Below are 12,815 nucleotides of genomic sequence, written 5' to 3'. Positions count from 1 at the left end.
ATGTGGCGTCGAGCATAGAGCCTGGACAACGTTGTCAGATGCGGGAGACACTGTCCATCACAATCTCCGGCCCTCGTCCCCCAGCGCAGGACCGGCGGGCCTTTTTCGATGGCTGACGGGGAGAACCGAAACCTTGATGCAGACCGACCTCGTGGCCGCGCTCGACATCGGCGGCACCAAGATCGCCGGAGCGCTGGTGGACGGCGACGGCACGATCCTGGTCCGCGCGCAGCGGCCCACGCCCGCGCGGGAGAACGGCGACACGGTGATGCGGGCCGTCGAGGAGGTGCTGGGCGAGCTGACCGCGTCACCGCTGTGGCCGCGCGCCTACGCCCTCGGCATCGGCAGCGCGGGTCCGGTGGACGCCTCGGCCGGCACGGTCAGCCCGGTGAACGTGCCCGGCTGGCGCGACTACCCGCTGGTCGACCGGGTCCGGGCGGCGGCCGGGAACCTGCCGGTCGAGCTGATCGGGGACGGCGTGGCGATCACGGCGGCCGAGCACTGGCAGGGCGCCGCCCGCGGCCATGACAACGCCCTGTGCATGGTGGTCTCCACCGGGGTGGGCGGCGGGCTGGTCCTGGGCGGACGGCTGCACGCCGGCCCCACCGGCAACGCGGGCCACATCGGCCACATCAGCGTCGATCTCGACGGCGACCCGTGTGCGTGCGGCGCCCGGGGCTGTGTGGAACGCATCGCGAGCGGTCCCCACATCGCCCGCCGGGCCCTGGAGAACGGCTGGCGGCCCGGTCCCGACGGTGACACCTCCGCCGCCGCCGTGGCCGCCGCAGCCCGGGCCGGTGATCCGGTCGCGGTGGCCTCCTTCGAGCGTGCCGCCCAGGCCCTGGCCGCCGGAATCGCGGCCACCGCGACCCTCGTCGAGATCGACATCGCGGTGATCGGCGGCGGCGTGGCCAAGGCGGGCGAGGTCCTCTTCACCCCGCTGCGCCGCTCCCTCGCCGAGTACGCGACCCTCTCCTTCGTCCGTCGCCTGACGGTGGCCCCGGCCCGGATGGGCACGGATGCGGGGCTGGTGGGGGCGGCCGCGGCGGCGCTGGCCCGGGTGGCGGCGGCCGGCGTCTGACGGAGTGTCGGGAGGAACGTTCCGGCGGGGTGGCGGGCATGGAGCGCCGCTGCCGTCGGAAACGTTCGGCCGCCCTGGCCGAGAGGCCGTCTCCTGCGACGGTGCCGGGGACCCGAACCGGGCGGGGATACTGCTGCGGTGCTGTTGACGTGGATCGCCGAGGTGGCGGACGAACCCCTGGTGCTGGAACCCGCCGACCGGCAGGTCGAGTGGGAGACCAACACCTGGTCGCTGGGGGCGCGGGACGAGGACCGGACGGCGTTGTCCGGCTCCGAGGTGGTGGCCGCCTTCGAGCGGACCGCCGCCGTCATCCGGGACCGCGTCCGCGAGCTGGGCTTTCCCGGGGCGGCGACGTTCTATGTGTGGCACGACGAGCAGGCCGGGCAGCTCCGGTGCTCGACCGGATCGGTGCCCCCGGACGCGTTGCCGTTCGGCGGCGCCTACGTGGTGTGCGACGATCTCGGGCCGGTCGTCGAGGAGTTCCTGACCGACGGCGAGCCGGGCGTCGTCGCCTGGTCGGACCTGGTCGAGGTGCACGACCACGCGGAACAGCCCGCGGCCGAGCGGGAGATCGTGCCCTTGCGGGTGTGGGTCAGCAGTGTCGGAGCCGCCTGACAGTGACCGGTTCTGCCCGGCTCCTCGACGATGCCCTCGCGGGCCGTGCGGTGACGTTCTCCGGTCGTGCTCCTGCCGTCGGGGCGTTCGCCACGAGCCACGACTGCTCCCGCGTGGGAAACCGCGTGACCCCGGGCCCGCCCGCGCAGTTGATCCGGGCATGAAGAAGCGCAGCATGCTCGCCATCGCCTCCCTCGCCACCGGATTCGTCGTCGCGGCGATCACCCCCTCGAACGGCCTGGGGGCCGAGGACCTCGACGGTCTGAACGTGGGGGACACCCTCAGCACCCTCGACCACACGATCGCCAGCGAGAGCCTGGCCGTCGACGACGACGCGCTCGGGCAGAGCGACTGACGCGACGCGACGCAGGAGGCCGTGGCGCCGGTGCCCCGCAGGGAAGGGGCACCGGCGCCGCGGCGTTCCCGCGCCCTCAACGGGAACTGGTTTCCATGGCAGGGTGGAGCGGGCAAGCCACAGGGGGCCAACAGAAGAGGGGGAACCGTGACCGTCGTTTGGATCAACGGCGCGTTCGGTGCGGGCAAGACCACCACCGCACGGGAACTGATCGACCTGCTCCCGAACAGCACGCTCTTCGACCCCGAGGTCATCGGCGGAGCGCTGCCGCAGCTGCTGCCCGCCAAGCGCCTCGCCGAGGTCGGCGACTTTCAGGACCTGCCGATCTGGCGCCGCCTCGTGATCGACACCGCCGCCGCGCTGCTCGGCGAACTCGGCGGCACCCTCGTCGTCCCCATGACCCTGCTCCGCCAGGAGTACCGGGACGAGATCTTCGGCGGTCTCGCCGCCCGCAGGATTGCCGTCCGCCATGTCCTCCTCGCTCCGGCGGAAACGATCCTGCGCGAGCGGATAGCCGGCCGGGAGGTCCCGCCCGACCTCCCCGACGGCGAGATACGGATCCGCCAGTGGTCCTACGACCACATCGAGCCGTACCGGGCGGCGCTCGCCTCCTGGCTCACCGCCGACGCCCACCTGATCGACACCGGCGCCCTCACCCCGTACGAGACCGCCGCCCGGATCGCCGAGGCCGTCGGCAGCGGCGCCGCCTCCGCCTGCGAGATCGTGCAGACCCCCGAGCCCACCGCCGAGACGCTGGCCGCCGGCGTGCTGCTCTTCGACGAACAGGACCGGGTGCTCCTGGTCGACCCGACCTACAAGCCCGGCTGGGAGTTCCCCGGCGGGGTCGTGGAACCGGGGGAGGCGCCCGCGCGCGCGGGGATGCGCGAGGTCGAGGAGGAGACCGGGATCCGCCTGGACGACGTACCCCGGCTGCTCGTCGTCGACTGGGAGCGGCCGCTGCCGCCCGGGTACGGCGGACTGCGCCTCCTCTTCGACGGCGGACGGCTCGATTCCGCCGCCGTCGAGGGCCTGCTGCTGCCCGGCCCCGAGCTGCGCGGCTGGCGCTTCGTCACCGAGGAGGAGGCGGCCGGTCTGCTTCCGCCGGTCCGCTACGAGCGGCTGCGCTGGGCGCTGCGGGCGCGGGAGCGCGGGGCGGCGTTGTACCTGGAGGCCGGGACTCCGCTCGGCTGAGGGCCTGCCGCACCCGCTCCGCCGGGAACGGCGTCGCGGTGCTCTGTTCCCGCAGCCGGCGCTCGAAGTCCTCCATGACCACGGCCACCGGCGCGTGACGGCTCACCAGCGAGGCGGCACCCTGGGGGATCCCCTCCGGCCGCAGCCCCTCGGCACAGGCCCGCACGAAGGCCTCGCGGGCGTCGCCGGTGTACCCGTACAGATCGGTGACCAGCCACTTCACCAGGTACGCGTGGGTGTAGGCGCGGTCGTACTCCCGATGGACGCCGAGGAACTCCCGCTCCCGCGGGTCGAGCCGGAACCGGGCGGAGAGGGCGAGGCCGTGGTCGGCGAGACGGAGCCGCCGCCCGTCCGTGAGGATGTTGTGGAAGTGCGCGTCGAAATGGACGAGCCGGCGGTCGCGGAGGAAGCCGGTGAGGGCCGACAGCTCCCGCTCCACCAGCGCGCACGCGGCGTCCGCGCCCTCGGTACGCAACTGGGCGCCCAGCCAGGCGTGGAGGGTGTCCGGGACGTACTCCAGGAACAGCGTCAGGCTCGCCGACGCCGAGCGCAGCGCCTCGACGCGCTCGCGCAGGCCGGGGGCGCCGCCCCAGAACGCCACGGCCCGGTCCACGTCGGCCAGTTCGGGCGGCAGCGGGCGGGGTTCGTCGGGCAGGACCCGCCAGTGGTGCAGCAGCGGGAAGCCGGGGTGGTGGCCGGACAGCACCCAGCGCGTGGTCAGCGCCGTCGCGGCAAGCTCGCGCCAGGCCCCGAACCCCGGGCTGCCGATGCCGTAGTGGCAGAAGGGCGGCAGCCCGAAGGTGTTCGCCGTCGACCGCGTGTGCCGGGGGAGCCGTTCGGTGTCGGTCAGCCGGATCCGCTTCACGAAGACCGGCCGCCCCTCCACCTCCACCCGCAGCACCTGCCCGCCGATACCGCGGCCCAGCGGGACGCCGGACACCAGCAGGTCCGTGAGGCCGTCGTCGCTCAGCCGATCGAGCCGGGCGGCGACGGCGTGGTGGGCGACGCGGCGGTTCGGGGACACGACCCCATCATCGGCGCGGGGAACGGCGGTTGTCCGCCGTTCCCCGCCGGACGGTCAGCCCGCGTAGTTGCGCAGGAAGAGCGCCTCGGCCACCGACAGACGCTCCAGCTCCTGCGGCGACACGCTCTCGTCGACCGCGTGGATCTGTGCCTCCGGCTCGCTCAGCCCGATGAGCAGGATCTCCGCGTCCGGGTACAGGGTCGCGAGGGTGTTGCACAGCGGGATGGAGCCGCCCTGGCCGGCGTACTGCATCTCCTGGCCCGGGTAGGCCACCGCCATCGCCTCGGCCATCGCCGCGTACGCCGGGCTGGTGGTGTCGGCGCTGAACGGCTGGCCCTGGCCGACCTGCTCGGTCCTCACCCGGGCGCCCCACGGGGTGTGCGCCTGGAGGTGGGCCTCGAGCAGCTTGGTCGCCACGGCCGCGTCCATGCCCGGCGGCACCCGCAGGCTGATCACCGCGCGGGCGCTCGCCTGCACCGACGGGGTGGCACCGACCACCGGCGGGCAGTCGATGCCGAGCACGGTGACGGCGGGGCGGGCCCAGATGCGGTCGGCGACCGTGCCGGAGCCGATCAGCCGCACGCCGTCCAGCACCTTGGCGTCCTGGCGGAACTGCTCCTCGTCGTACTGGAGGCCCTCCCAGCGCGGGCCGTCGGTCAGCCCGTCCACGGTGGTCGAGCCGTCCTCGGCGCGCAGCGAGTCCAGGACGCGGATCAGCGCGCCCAGCGCGTCGGGCGCGGCGCCGCCGAACTGTCCGGAGTGCAGGTTGCCCGCGAGGGTGTCGACGCTCACCCGCAGCATGGTCATGCCGCGCAGGGTGGAGGTGACGGTGGGCAGACCCACACGGAAGTTGCCCGCGTCGCCGATCACGATCGTGTCCGCGGCGAGCAGCTCCGGGTGTTCCTCGGCGTACCGCTCCAGACCGCCGGTGCCCTGCTCCTCCGAGCCCTCCACGATCACCTTGACGTGGACCGGGACGCCGCCGTTCGCCTTGAGGGCGCGCAGTGCGAGCAGGTGCATGATGACGCCGCCCTTGCAGTCGGCGCTGCCGCGCCCGTACCAGCGGCCGTCGCGCTCGGTCAGCTCGAACGGCGGGGTGGTCCAGGCGGCCTCGTCCAGCGGCGGCTGCACGTCGTAGTGGGCGTAGAGGAGAACCGTCTTCGCGCCCTCGGGGCCGGGGAGGTGGCCGTAGACCGACTGGGTGCCGTCCGGCGTGTCGAGAACGGCGACATCCTGGAAGCCCTCGGCGCGCAGCGCGTCCACGATCCAGCGCGCCGCGGCCTCGCTCTCGCTCCTGGGGAACTGGTCGAAGTCCGCCACCGACTTGAAGGCCACCAGCTCGGTGAGCTCCGCCCGCGCCCTGGGCAGCAGCGAGGCGACGGTCTCGGCGACCGGATTCGACGACATGGGCACGCTCCTTGTGGGTGCGACGTTGTACCGGGTGGCACTGGTCCGTTCGTGGGACCGTGCGAGCGTACGCGCCGCCGGGTCGGGGTCGCGCACGCCGCCGATCCTGCCACAGCGGACCGTCATCGGACCGTGACGATCTCCGCCGTAGGATGCGGGGGACAGGTGCGGCAAGCGGCTTGATCGGGAGCAGTAGACCATCGTGAGCAGCGAGAACTCTTCGGCGGACGACGTGCGGCAGGTGTGGGACGTCGTCGTGGTGGGCGCGGGACCGGCGGGGGCTTCGGCCGCCTACGCGGCGGCGGTCACGGGGCGGCGCGTCCTGTTGCTGGAGAAGGCGGAGCTGCCCCGCTACAAGACGTGCGGCGGCGGCATCATCGGCCCCTCGCGCGACGCGCTGCCACCCGGCTTCGAACTGCCCTTCCGCGACCGGGTGCACGCGGTGACCTTCTCGAACAACGGGCGCTTCACCCGCACGCGCCGCTCCCGGCAGATGCTGTTCGGGCTGATCAACCGGCCCGAGTTCGACCAGCAGCTCGTCGAGCACGCCCAGAAGGCGGGCGCCGAGCTGCGCACGGGCGTCACGGTCACCCGGGTCGAGCAGCACGGCTCGGCGGTGCCTGACCGGCGCACGGTCGCGGTCGTCCTCCAGGGCGGCGAGACCCTCCTGGCTCGGGCCGTCGTCGGCGCGGACGGCAGCGCCAGCCGCATAGGAGCGCACGTCGGGGTGAAGCTGGACCAGGTCGATCTCGGCCTGGAGGCGGAGATCCCGGTGCCCGACACGGTCGCCGAGGACTGGAAGGGGCGCGTCCTCATCGACTGGGGGCCGATGCCCGGCAGCTACGGCTGGGTCTTCCCCAAGGGCGACACGCTGACGGTCGGGGTGATCTCGGCGCGCGGCGAGGGCGCCGCCACCAAGCGGTATCTGGAGGACTTCATCGGCCGGCTCGGCCTCGCCGGCTTCGAACCGAGCATCTCCTCCGGCCATCTGACCCGTTGCCGTGCCGACGACTCCCCCTTGTCGCGCGGCCGGGTGCTGGTCTGCGGCGACGCGGCGGGTCTGCTGGAGCCGTGGACCCGCGAGGGCATCTCCTTCGCCCTGCGTTCGGGCCGGCTCGCGGGCGAGTGGGCGGTCCGCATCTCCGAAGCGCACGACGCGGTGGACACCCGCCGCCAGGCCCTGAACTACGCGTTCGCCGTCAAGGCGGGCCTCGGCGTGGAGATGGCCGTCGGCAAGCGGATGCTGGCACTCTTCGAGCGCCGTCCCGGTCTCTTCCACGCGGCGCTCACCGGCGTCCGCCCGGCCTGGCGGGCGTTCACGGACATCACGCGCGGGCGCACCACCCTCGGCGAGCTGATCCGCTCGCACCCGATGGCCCAGCGGGTGCTGACGGCGATGGACCGGCGGGAGACGCCGGTGGCCGAGGAGAGCGGTTCCTGAAGGAGCCGTTTTCCTCGGCGTGCGGCGCGCGGATCACCGTCGGTTCGTGACGGTGATCCGGAACACCGGGTGGTCGGGGGCGATACGGCGCAGCTCGGCGTCCGGTGAGTCCGGGCCGACCCCGTTGAAGAAGACGCCGACCTCGGCCTTCCAGCGCTTGAGGTAGGCCCGCAGCAGCGGCGTCTTGTCGTGGTCGGAGACCTCGGTCGCGGTGAACTCCTCCACGCGCTTGCCCAGGTGCAGCTCACCGCCGCCGGCCGCGCGCATGTTGTGCGTCCACTGGACGTGACCGCGCGGCGCGACCAGGTACTGCTGTCCGTCCACGGTCAGCAGGTTCACGGGCGTGGTCCGCCACGCGCCGCTCTTGCGGCCGCGGACCGCCAGGACCCGGGACCCCCAGACGCTCAGACCACGGCGGGTCAGCCAGGCAACGGCACGGTTGAGGACGTTGACGGTGAACCAGCCGGGCTTCTGCACGTGCGTGGACATGGCTGCTGCCTCCTGGGCGGAAAGTGTGAGCACTGCTCTCGCTCGATGTCGAGTCTGCCTGAGATCGGTGCTCCATAGCAAGAGCAGTGCTCTCTGTTTTGTCTGCCGCTCTCGAATGAGTGCACCGCTCTCGCTTCCGTGCGAGACTGGCCCGTATGACCAGCACCGCCCAGGGGGCCCGGGCCCGCGCCCGGATGGAAGTGACGGCCGCCATCAAGGAGGAGGCGCGCCGCCGGCTCGCGGCCGAGGGCGCCGCCAAGCTCTCGCTGCGCGCCGTGGCCCGTGAGCTGGGCATGGTCTCCTCCGCCCTGTACCGCTACTTCCCGAGCCGCGACGACCTGCTGACCGCGCTCATCATCGATGCCTACGACTCCCTCGGCGAGCGCGCGGAGGCGGCGCACGCCGTGGTGGTGGAAGCGGAGGCTGACGGTGGTGGTGACAGTGAGGGTGGCGGTGGCGGTGACCTTCCTGCCGATGCCGGACCCGTCCGGCGCTGGGTCGCGGTCTGTGAGGCGGTCCGCGGCTGGGCGCTGGATCATCCGCACGAGTACGCGCTGATCTACGGCTCGCCGGTGCCGGGCTACAGCGCTCCGCAGTCGACGGTCCCCGCCGCGTCCAGGGTCGGCCTCCTCCTCATCGGCATCGTGCGGGACGCCCACCAGGACCCGGGACCGGCCGCGCCGCCACTGCCCCCGCTGCCGGCCGAGCTGCGCCCCGAGGCCGAGCGGATGACCGCCGACCTGGCCCCGGACCTGCCCCCGGAGACGGTCGCGGCCCTGGTCGCGGCCTGGTCCCAGCTGTACGGACTGGTCGGGTTCGAGGTGTTCGGGCAGTTCCATCGGGTCGTGGAGGACCGCGAGCCGTTCTTCCGGCACGCGGTGACCCGGCTCGCGCACGGCGTGGGGCTTCGCTAGAGGGTGTCGTACGACGGGGGGAGTACGGCCGGTCACCTCGTCCGGCGGACGTCCGGCCCGGCCGAGGGCGTCTAGCGTGGCGGACATGGACGAACAGCACGTGCGCGGGGGCGGCGGCCCGAGGCAGTGGTGGCGGCACGGGCCGCCGTGGCTGCGCCGCTGGGCGGACGACGACGAGCCGCGCACGGCCCGCCGGCCCTGGCGCTCCACCCTGCTGCTCACGGTCTTCGTCCTCGCCGGCTCCACCTTCGCCGCCCATGCCCAGGAGGGCGAGCGGGCCCCGCTCGACCCCTTCGCGCGCGTGCTCCTCCTCGTCGCCTGCGGCCTGCTGCTGTGGCGGCACCGGTACCCGGTGGCGGTCGTCCTCGGCACGGCGGTCACGGCCGCCGTCTACCTGGGCGCCGGATACCCGTACGGACCGGTCTTCCTCACCGTGGCCGTGGCATGCTTCAGCGCCGTGGTCGCGGGGCACCGCCGGGCCGCGTGGACGGCGCTGGGCATCCTGTGCGCCGTCCATCTGCTGGTCGCGCACTGGCTGTACCGGTGGCTGCCGCCCTCCGGGGACGCACCGGCCTCCTTCGGGCAGGAGATCGTCGTCACCGGCTGGGTGGTGGCGATCGTGGCGGTGGCGGAGCTGGCCCGGGCCCGGCGCGAGCAGTGGGCCAGGGAGCGCGCCGAGCGCGCGCAGGCGGCCCGGCGGCGCGCCGACGAGGAACGGCTGCGGATCGCCCGGGAGTTGCACGACGTCCTCGCGCACAGCCTCTCCGTGATCAACGTGCAGGCCGGCGTCGGCCTCGCCCTCCTCGACTCCGACCCGAACCAGGCCCGTACCGCCCTCACCACCATCAAGTCCGCCAGCAAGGAGGCGCTCGGCGAGGTGCGCCAGGTGCTTGACACGCTTCGCACGCCCGGGGACGCGCCGCGCGCTCCGGCGCCCGGCCTGGACCGGCTGACCGAGCTGGTGGAACAGGCGGCGCGGGCCGGCCTCACCGTCGATGTGCAGGGGGACCCGCCCCGGCTGCCGCCCGGCACCGACCTCGCCGCGTTCCGGATCGTCCAGGAGGCCCTCACCAACGTCGTACGCCACTCCGGTTCGCGGTACGCGCGCGTGCGGCTGGAGCGGGCGGGCGGGGCGGTACGGCTGCGGATCGACGACGACGGCCCGGCGACCGGGGCGGACGCGGGCGGCAGCGGCAACGGCCTTGCCGGAATGCGGGAGCGGGCCGCCGCCCTGGGTGGCACGATCGAGGCGGGCCCGCGCCCCGACGGCGGCTTCCGGGTGCTCGCCGTACTGCCGGCCGAGGCTGGGGAGGACCAGTGATCCGCGTACTGCTCGCCGACGACCAGTCGCTGGTCCGGGCGGGATTCAGGGCGTTGCTCGACGCGCAGTCCGACATCGAGGTGGCCGGGGAGGCCGCCGACGGCGAGGAGGCGGTGTGCCAGGTGCGCGCACTGCGGCCGGACGTCGTCCTGATGGACATCCGCATGCCGCTGCTCGACGGGCTGGCCGCCACCCGCCGGATCACCGACGACGCGGCGCTCGCCGAGGTCAAGGTGGTCATGCTCACCACCTTCGAACTCGACGAGTACGTCTTCGAGGCGATCCGGTCCGGCGCCTCGGGCTTCCTGGTGAAGGACACCGAACCGGAGGAACTCCTGCGTGCCGTACGGGCGGTGGTGGCCGGGGACGCGCTGCTCTCGCCGGGCGTGACACGCCGGCTCATCGCCGAGTTCGCGGCCCGCTCCAAGGAGCCCGCCGCGGCGGCCGAGCTGGGCCGGCTGACCGAGCGGGAGCGGGAGGTGATGGCGCTGGTCGGCATCGGCCTGTCCAACGAGGAGATCGCCCGCCGACTGGTCGTCAGCCCGCTCACCGCCAAGACCCACGTCAGCCGCACCATGGTGAAGCTGGGCGCCCGCGACCGGGCCCAACTGGTCGTTCTCGCCTATGAGTCGGGGCTGGTCCGGCCGGGCTGGCTGGGCTGAGGCCGCTGCCGGAAGGCGAGGAGCACGGAGACCAGCCGGACCACGAACACCACGGGCGCGAGCACGAGTCCCGCCCGCTTCAGGAACACCTCGGCCAGGTCCGGGAGTTCGAGGAGCAGCGCCGGGCCGGCGACCGCCCCGAGGGTCACCGCCGCCACGAACGCCGCGCTGAACAGCGCGTACCCGATCTCCACGGTGACCGCGTCCCGTTCGGCCTGTGTGCGCCGTTCCCCGTACCCGCCCATGCGCCGAGTCTCACAGCCGCACGCCCGGCGGGGCAACCGCTCCCGCCGGGACGGGTCCGGGCGGCCGGGTGCGACACCGGATCATGAGGACCGCGGAGTCGGAGGCGGATCCGGAGGCGGCGGCGCCTCCGCCTCCGCCTCCGCGTCAGCGTCAGCGAGGATCGCGCGGCGGGTACGGAGAGCCGCGGCCAGGAGACGCTCGTCCAGGCGCATCTCGGCATCGCGCGTGGAGTCGTTGACGGGGATGCGGGTACGCCGGTCGATCAGCGCCGTCACGGCCGGCAGCGCGGGCCGTGCGTGGCGGCCCATCCGCGCGAGCCCCTCCAGGTAGTACTCACCCACCGCGTAGTCGGCCAGGTGCGGTGTCATCAGGGCCAGGAGCCGGGACAGCGCGGAAGGACCGGCGTGCCGCAGCCACAGCGGGGCGCACTCCGCCTGCGAGCGGCCGGGCCGGCGGAAGGTGAGGTTGTACAGCTGGGCCGCCTGCCGGAATGTCAGCGGGCCGGCGTCCAGCAGGCTGCCGAAGACCTCGGCGGCGTGACGGAGGCGGACGATCCCCACCGGCCGGGCGGCGAGCAGCGCCGCGGCGGACGCGCCGGTGTACACCGCCGCCGTACCGGACGGTGGCCGGCCGGGGCTCGGGGAGGGCATGCCCGGCAGTCCGGCGACCAGAGCCTCATGAGTCCGCCTCGCGGCCTCGGAGATCAGCGCCGTGGTGAGGGCCTCCCCGAGCGCCGGGGTGTTCTCCCGGCCGCGATACCGGACGAGCTGCGGCAGCAACTCGACCGGGGCCGCCCGCCAGTTGTGGCACGCCTCGCGCGCGAGGCCGGCGCCGATGTCCCGGGTCGGGGAGTCGGCGAGGAGACGGGCCACGAGGGCGTATGTGTGGTGCTCGCGCCCCAGCCCGTGAAGGGCCGAGCCCCACAGCTGTCCGGTGTCCTCCAGATGGAGCGCGGCCTGCGCGGCGTCGGCCATGAGCGCCGCGTCCAGGGTGCGCCATCGCGTGGGCGGCGCCGTGCGCAGGGTGTGCAGCCGGGCGAGGAAGCGGACCGACGCGAGGTCGTCGTCCCCGAGGTGGGCGACGGCGGGGCCGAGCGCTCTGGCCAGGACGGTCCGCACGACGGGGTCGGTGAGTCGGCCGAGGGCCGCGAGAACCCGGTCGGGGTGTCCCCGGTACCCGAAGAGACGCGCCGCTCGGCGCCGGACCTCTTCGTCGGGGTCGTCGAGCCGGGCCAGCGCCGCGTCGACGGCCTCGGGCCAGGGCCGACGCCAGGCCAGGCTGTCCAGGAGATCCAGGGCCTCGCGGCGTACGAAGGGAGCGTCGGCGTGGGCGAGCCGCAGCAGCCTCGTGGCGACGGGGCCGGTGGGGTCGGCGCGTACGGCGTCGAAGAGCGCGATGCGAGAAGGGTGGGCGGGTGTCGTGGCGGTGCCGTCGGCCACGGCCTCGTCCGGCCACGTCATCGGGCGGGGCGGTGGACGCCCTTCCGTGCGGGAGAATCGATCATGCCGTGGATCATCCCACACGGCGCGTCGGCCGGGTAAGGCACTCGGCCGCCGAAGCGTGGTGTGCGGCGGCGCGTGGTGTGCGGCGGTGCGTGGTGCGCGGCGGTGCGTGGTGCGCGGCGGTGCGCTGGAGGGGTCCTCTCTGGGGAGGGGACCAGACGCGCCCACCGGATGCCCGCACCCGGACCGCACCGACGGCCGGGCCGCCCACCCTCGCAGGAGCGCGCGGTGGACGGCCGGCCGACTTCGACGGAGAGCGGGTGCGGGTGCGGGAGACGCGTCACCGCGTCACCGCGTCACCGCGTCACCGCCGAGCAGGCGGACAGTGGCAGGTCCTAGTAGGGCTTGGTCAGGTTCGTATGAGTGTGGGTATGTCGCGGTGGCAGGTGGGGCAGGCGCCGGTCCAGAGGGCGAGGAGTGTCTGCAGGTCGCGGACGACCCGGTAGAGGCTCAGACCAGCGCTGTGTCTTTCGGGTCTCGCGTCAGTCGTTGCAGGGTGCAGAAGGCGTGGGCGGCGGAGACGAGGGTGACGTGGTGGTGCCAGCCGCCCCAGGTGCGGCCCTCGAA

12 protein-coding genes are annotated in these 12,815 nt (G+C 73.9%); 8 read left to right on the top strand and 4 right to left on the bottom strand.

From position 1 onward, the window contains the following. The first annotated feature begins 136 nt into the window (after positions 1 to 136). The 4 genes from ACZ6D7_RS31430 (at position 137) to ACZ6D7_RS31415 (ending at position 3,242) form a co-directional block, all read left to right on the top strand. Positions 137 to 1,081, top strand: a complete 945-nt coding sequence (locus ACZ6D7_RS31430; RefSeq protein ID WP_469498055.1) for an ROK family protein — start codon at positions 137 to 139, stop codon at positions 1,079 to 1,081. 138 nt (positions 1,082 to 1,219) lie between these two features. Beyond that, the gene (locus ACZ6D7_RS31425; protein WP_469498052.1) at positions 1,220 to 1,696 is read left to right on the top strand and encodes a hypothetical protein; all 477 of its coding nucleotides are present in this window, start codon (positions 1,220 to 1,222) and stop codon (positions 1,694 to 1,696) included. Positions 1,697 to 1,856: 160 nt separating this feature from the next. Continuing rightward, entirely contained in the window at positions 1,857 to 2,051 is a 195-nt protein-coding gene (locus ACZ6D7_RS31420; protein WP_469498050.1) for a hypothetical protein, read from the top strand. A 147-nt stretch (positions 2,052 to 2,198) separates the two neighbouring features. Beyond that, positions 2,199 to 3,242: an NUDIX hydrolase gene (locus ACZ6D7_RS31415; RefSeq protein WP_469498048.1), complete on the top strand. Its 1,044-nt coding sequence runs from the start codon at positions 2,199 to 2,201 to the stop codon at positions 3,240 to 3,242. Positions 3,243 to 4,320: 1,078 nt separating this feature from the next. Here ACZ6D7_RS31415 and ACZ6D7_RS31410 read toward each other — a convergent pair. After that, positions 4,321 to 5,673, bottom strand: a complete 1,353-nt coding sequence (locus ACZ6D7_RS31410) for a M20/M25/M40 family metallo-hydrolase (RefSeq protein ID WP_469498043.1) — start codon at positions 5,671 to 5,673, stop codon at positions 4,321 to 4,323. A 202-nt stretch (positions 5,674 to 5,875) separates the two neighbouring features. Here ACZ6D7_RS31410 and ACZ6D7_RS31405 point away from each other — a divergent pair, with 202 nt between their 5' ends. Then, on the top strand, positions 5,876 to 7,114 hold the full coding sequence (locus tag ACZ6D7_RS31405; RefSeq protein WP_469498041.1) for a geranylgeranyl reductase family protein: 1,239 nt from the start codon (positions 5,876 to 5,878) through the stop codon (positions 7,112 to 7,114). Positions 7,115 to 7,147: 33 nt separating this feature from the next. Here ACZ6D7_RS31405 and ACZ6D7_RS31400 read toward each other — a convergent pair whose 3' ends face one another. After that, positions 7,148 to 7,603 carry a nitroreductase family deazaflavin-dependent oxidoreductase gene (locus ACZ6D7_RS31400; RefSeq protein ID WP_469498038.1) on the bottom strand — a complete coding sequence of 152 codons (456 nt, stop codon included), beginning with the start codon at positions 7,601 to 7,603 and terminating at the stop codon, positions 7,148 to 7,150. A 155-nt stretch (positions 7,604 to 7,758) separates the two neighbouring features. Here ACZ6D7_RS31400 and ACZ6D7_RS31395 point away from each other — a divergent pair, with 155 nt between their 5' ends. The 3 genes from ACZ6D7_RS31395 (at position 7,759) to ACZ6D7_RS31385 (ending at position 10,500) form a co-directional block, all read left to right on the top strand. After that, entirely contained in the window at positions 7,759 to 8,517 is a 759-nt protein-coding gene (locus ACZ6D7_RS31395; RefSeq protein WP_469498035.1) for a TetR/AcrR family transcriptional regulator, read from the top strand. An 85-nt stretch (positions 8,518 to 8,602) separates the two neighbouring features. Further along, on the top strand, positions 8,603 to 9,838 hold the full coding sequence (locus ACZ6D7_RS31390) for a sensor histidine kinase (protein WP_469498032.1): 1,236 nt from the start codon (positions 8,603 to 8,605) through the stop codon (positions 9,836 to 9,838). After that, on the top strand, positions 9,835 to 10,500 hold the full coding sequence (locus ACZ6D7_RS31385) for a response regulator (RefSeq protein WP_469498028.1): 666 nt from the start codon (positions 9,835 to 9,837) through the stop codon (positions 10,498 to 10,500). Before ACZ6D7_RS31390 ends, ACZ6D7_RS31385 begins: the two co-directional genes overlap by 4 nt. Here ACZ6D7_RS31385 and ACZ6D7_RS31380 read toward each other — a convergent pair. Further along, positions 10,461 to 10,745 (bottom strand): DUF6332 family protein, encoded by a 285-nt coding sequence (locus tag ACZ6D7_RS31380; RefSeq protein WP_469498023.1) that lies wholly within the window; start codon positions 10,743 to 10,745, stop codon positions 10,461 to 10,463. The genes ACZ6D7_RS31385 and ACZ6D7_RS31380 overlap by 40 nt on opposite strands. 81 nt (positions 10,746 to 10,826) lie before the next feature. After that, a complete protein-coding gene (locus tag ACZ6D7_RS31375) occupies positions 10,827 to 12,206 on the bottom strand; it encodes a HEAT repeat domain-containing protein (protein WP_469498020.1) in 1,380 nt (459 codons plus the stop codon). Positions 12,207 to 12,815: the final 609 nt, after the last annotated feature.

Source organism: Streptomyces sp. NPDC041784, from assembly GCF_055591025.1.
Note: the sequence above shows the minus strand (reverse complement) of the source record. Positions and strands in the feature narration are given on the sequence as shown.

Bases quoted from the DNA above. Each gene is read 5' to 3' on its own strand.
- ACZ6D7_RS31420 (WP_469498050.1), top strand. From the start codon at position 1,857: ATGAAGAAGCGCAGCATGCTCGCCATCGCCTCCCTCGCCACCGGATTC.
- ACZ6D7_RS31380 (WP_469498023.1), bottom strand. From the start codon at position 10,745: ATGGGCGGGTACGGGGAACGGCGCACACAGGCCGAACGGGACGCGGTC.
- ACZ6D7_RS31400 (WP_469498038.1), bottom strand. From the start codon at position 7,603: ATGTCCACGCACGTGCAGAAGCCCGGCTGGTTCACCGTCAACGTCCTC.
- ACZ6D7_RS31390 (WP_469498032.1), top strand. From the start codon at position 8,603: ATGGACGAACAGCACGTGCGCGGGGGCGGCGGCCCGAGGCAGTGGTGG.
- ACZ6D7_RS31410 (WP_469498043.1), bottom strand. From the start codon at position 5,673: ATGTCGTCGAATCCGGTCGCCGAGACCGTCGCCTCGCTGCTGCCCAGG.
- ACZ6D7_RS31395 (WP_469498035.1), top strand. From the start codon at position 7,759: ATGACCAGCACCGCCCAGGGGGCCCGGGCCCGCGCCCGGATGGAAGTG.
- ACZ6D7_RS31430 (WP_469498055.1), top strand. From the start codon at position 137: ATGCAGACCGACCTCGTGGCCGCGCTCGACATCGGCGGCACCAAGATC.
- ACZ6D7_RS31375 (WP_469498020.1), bottom strand. From the start codon at position 12,206: ATGACGTGGCCGGACGAGGCCGTGGCCGACGGCACCGCCACGACACCC.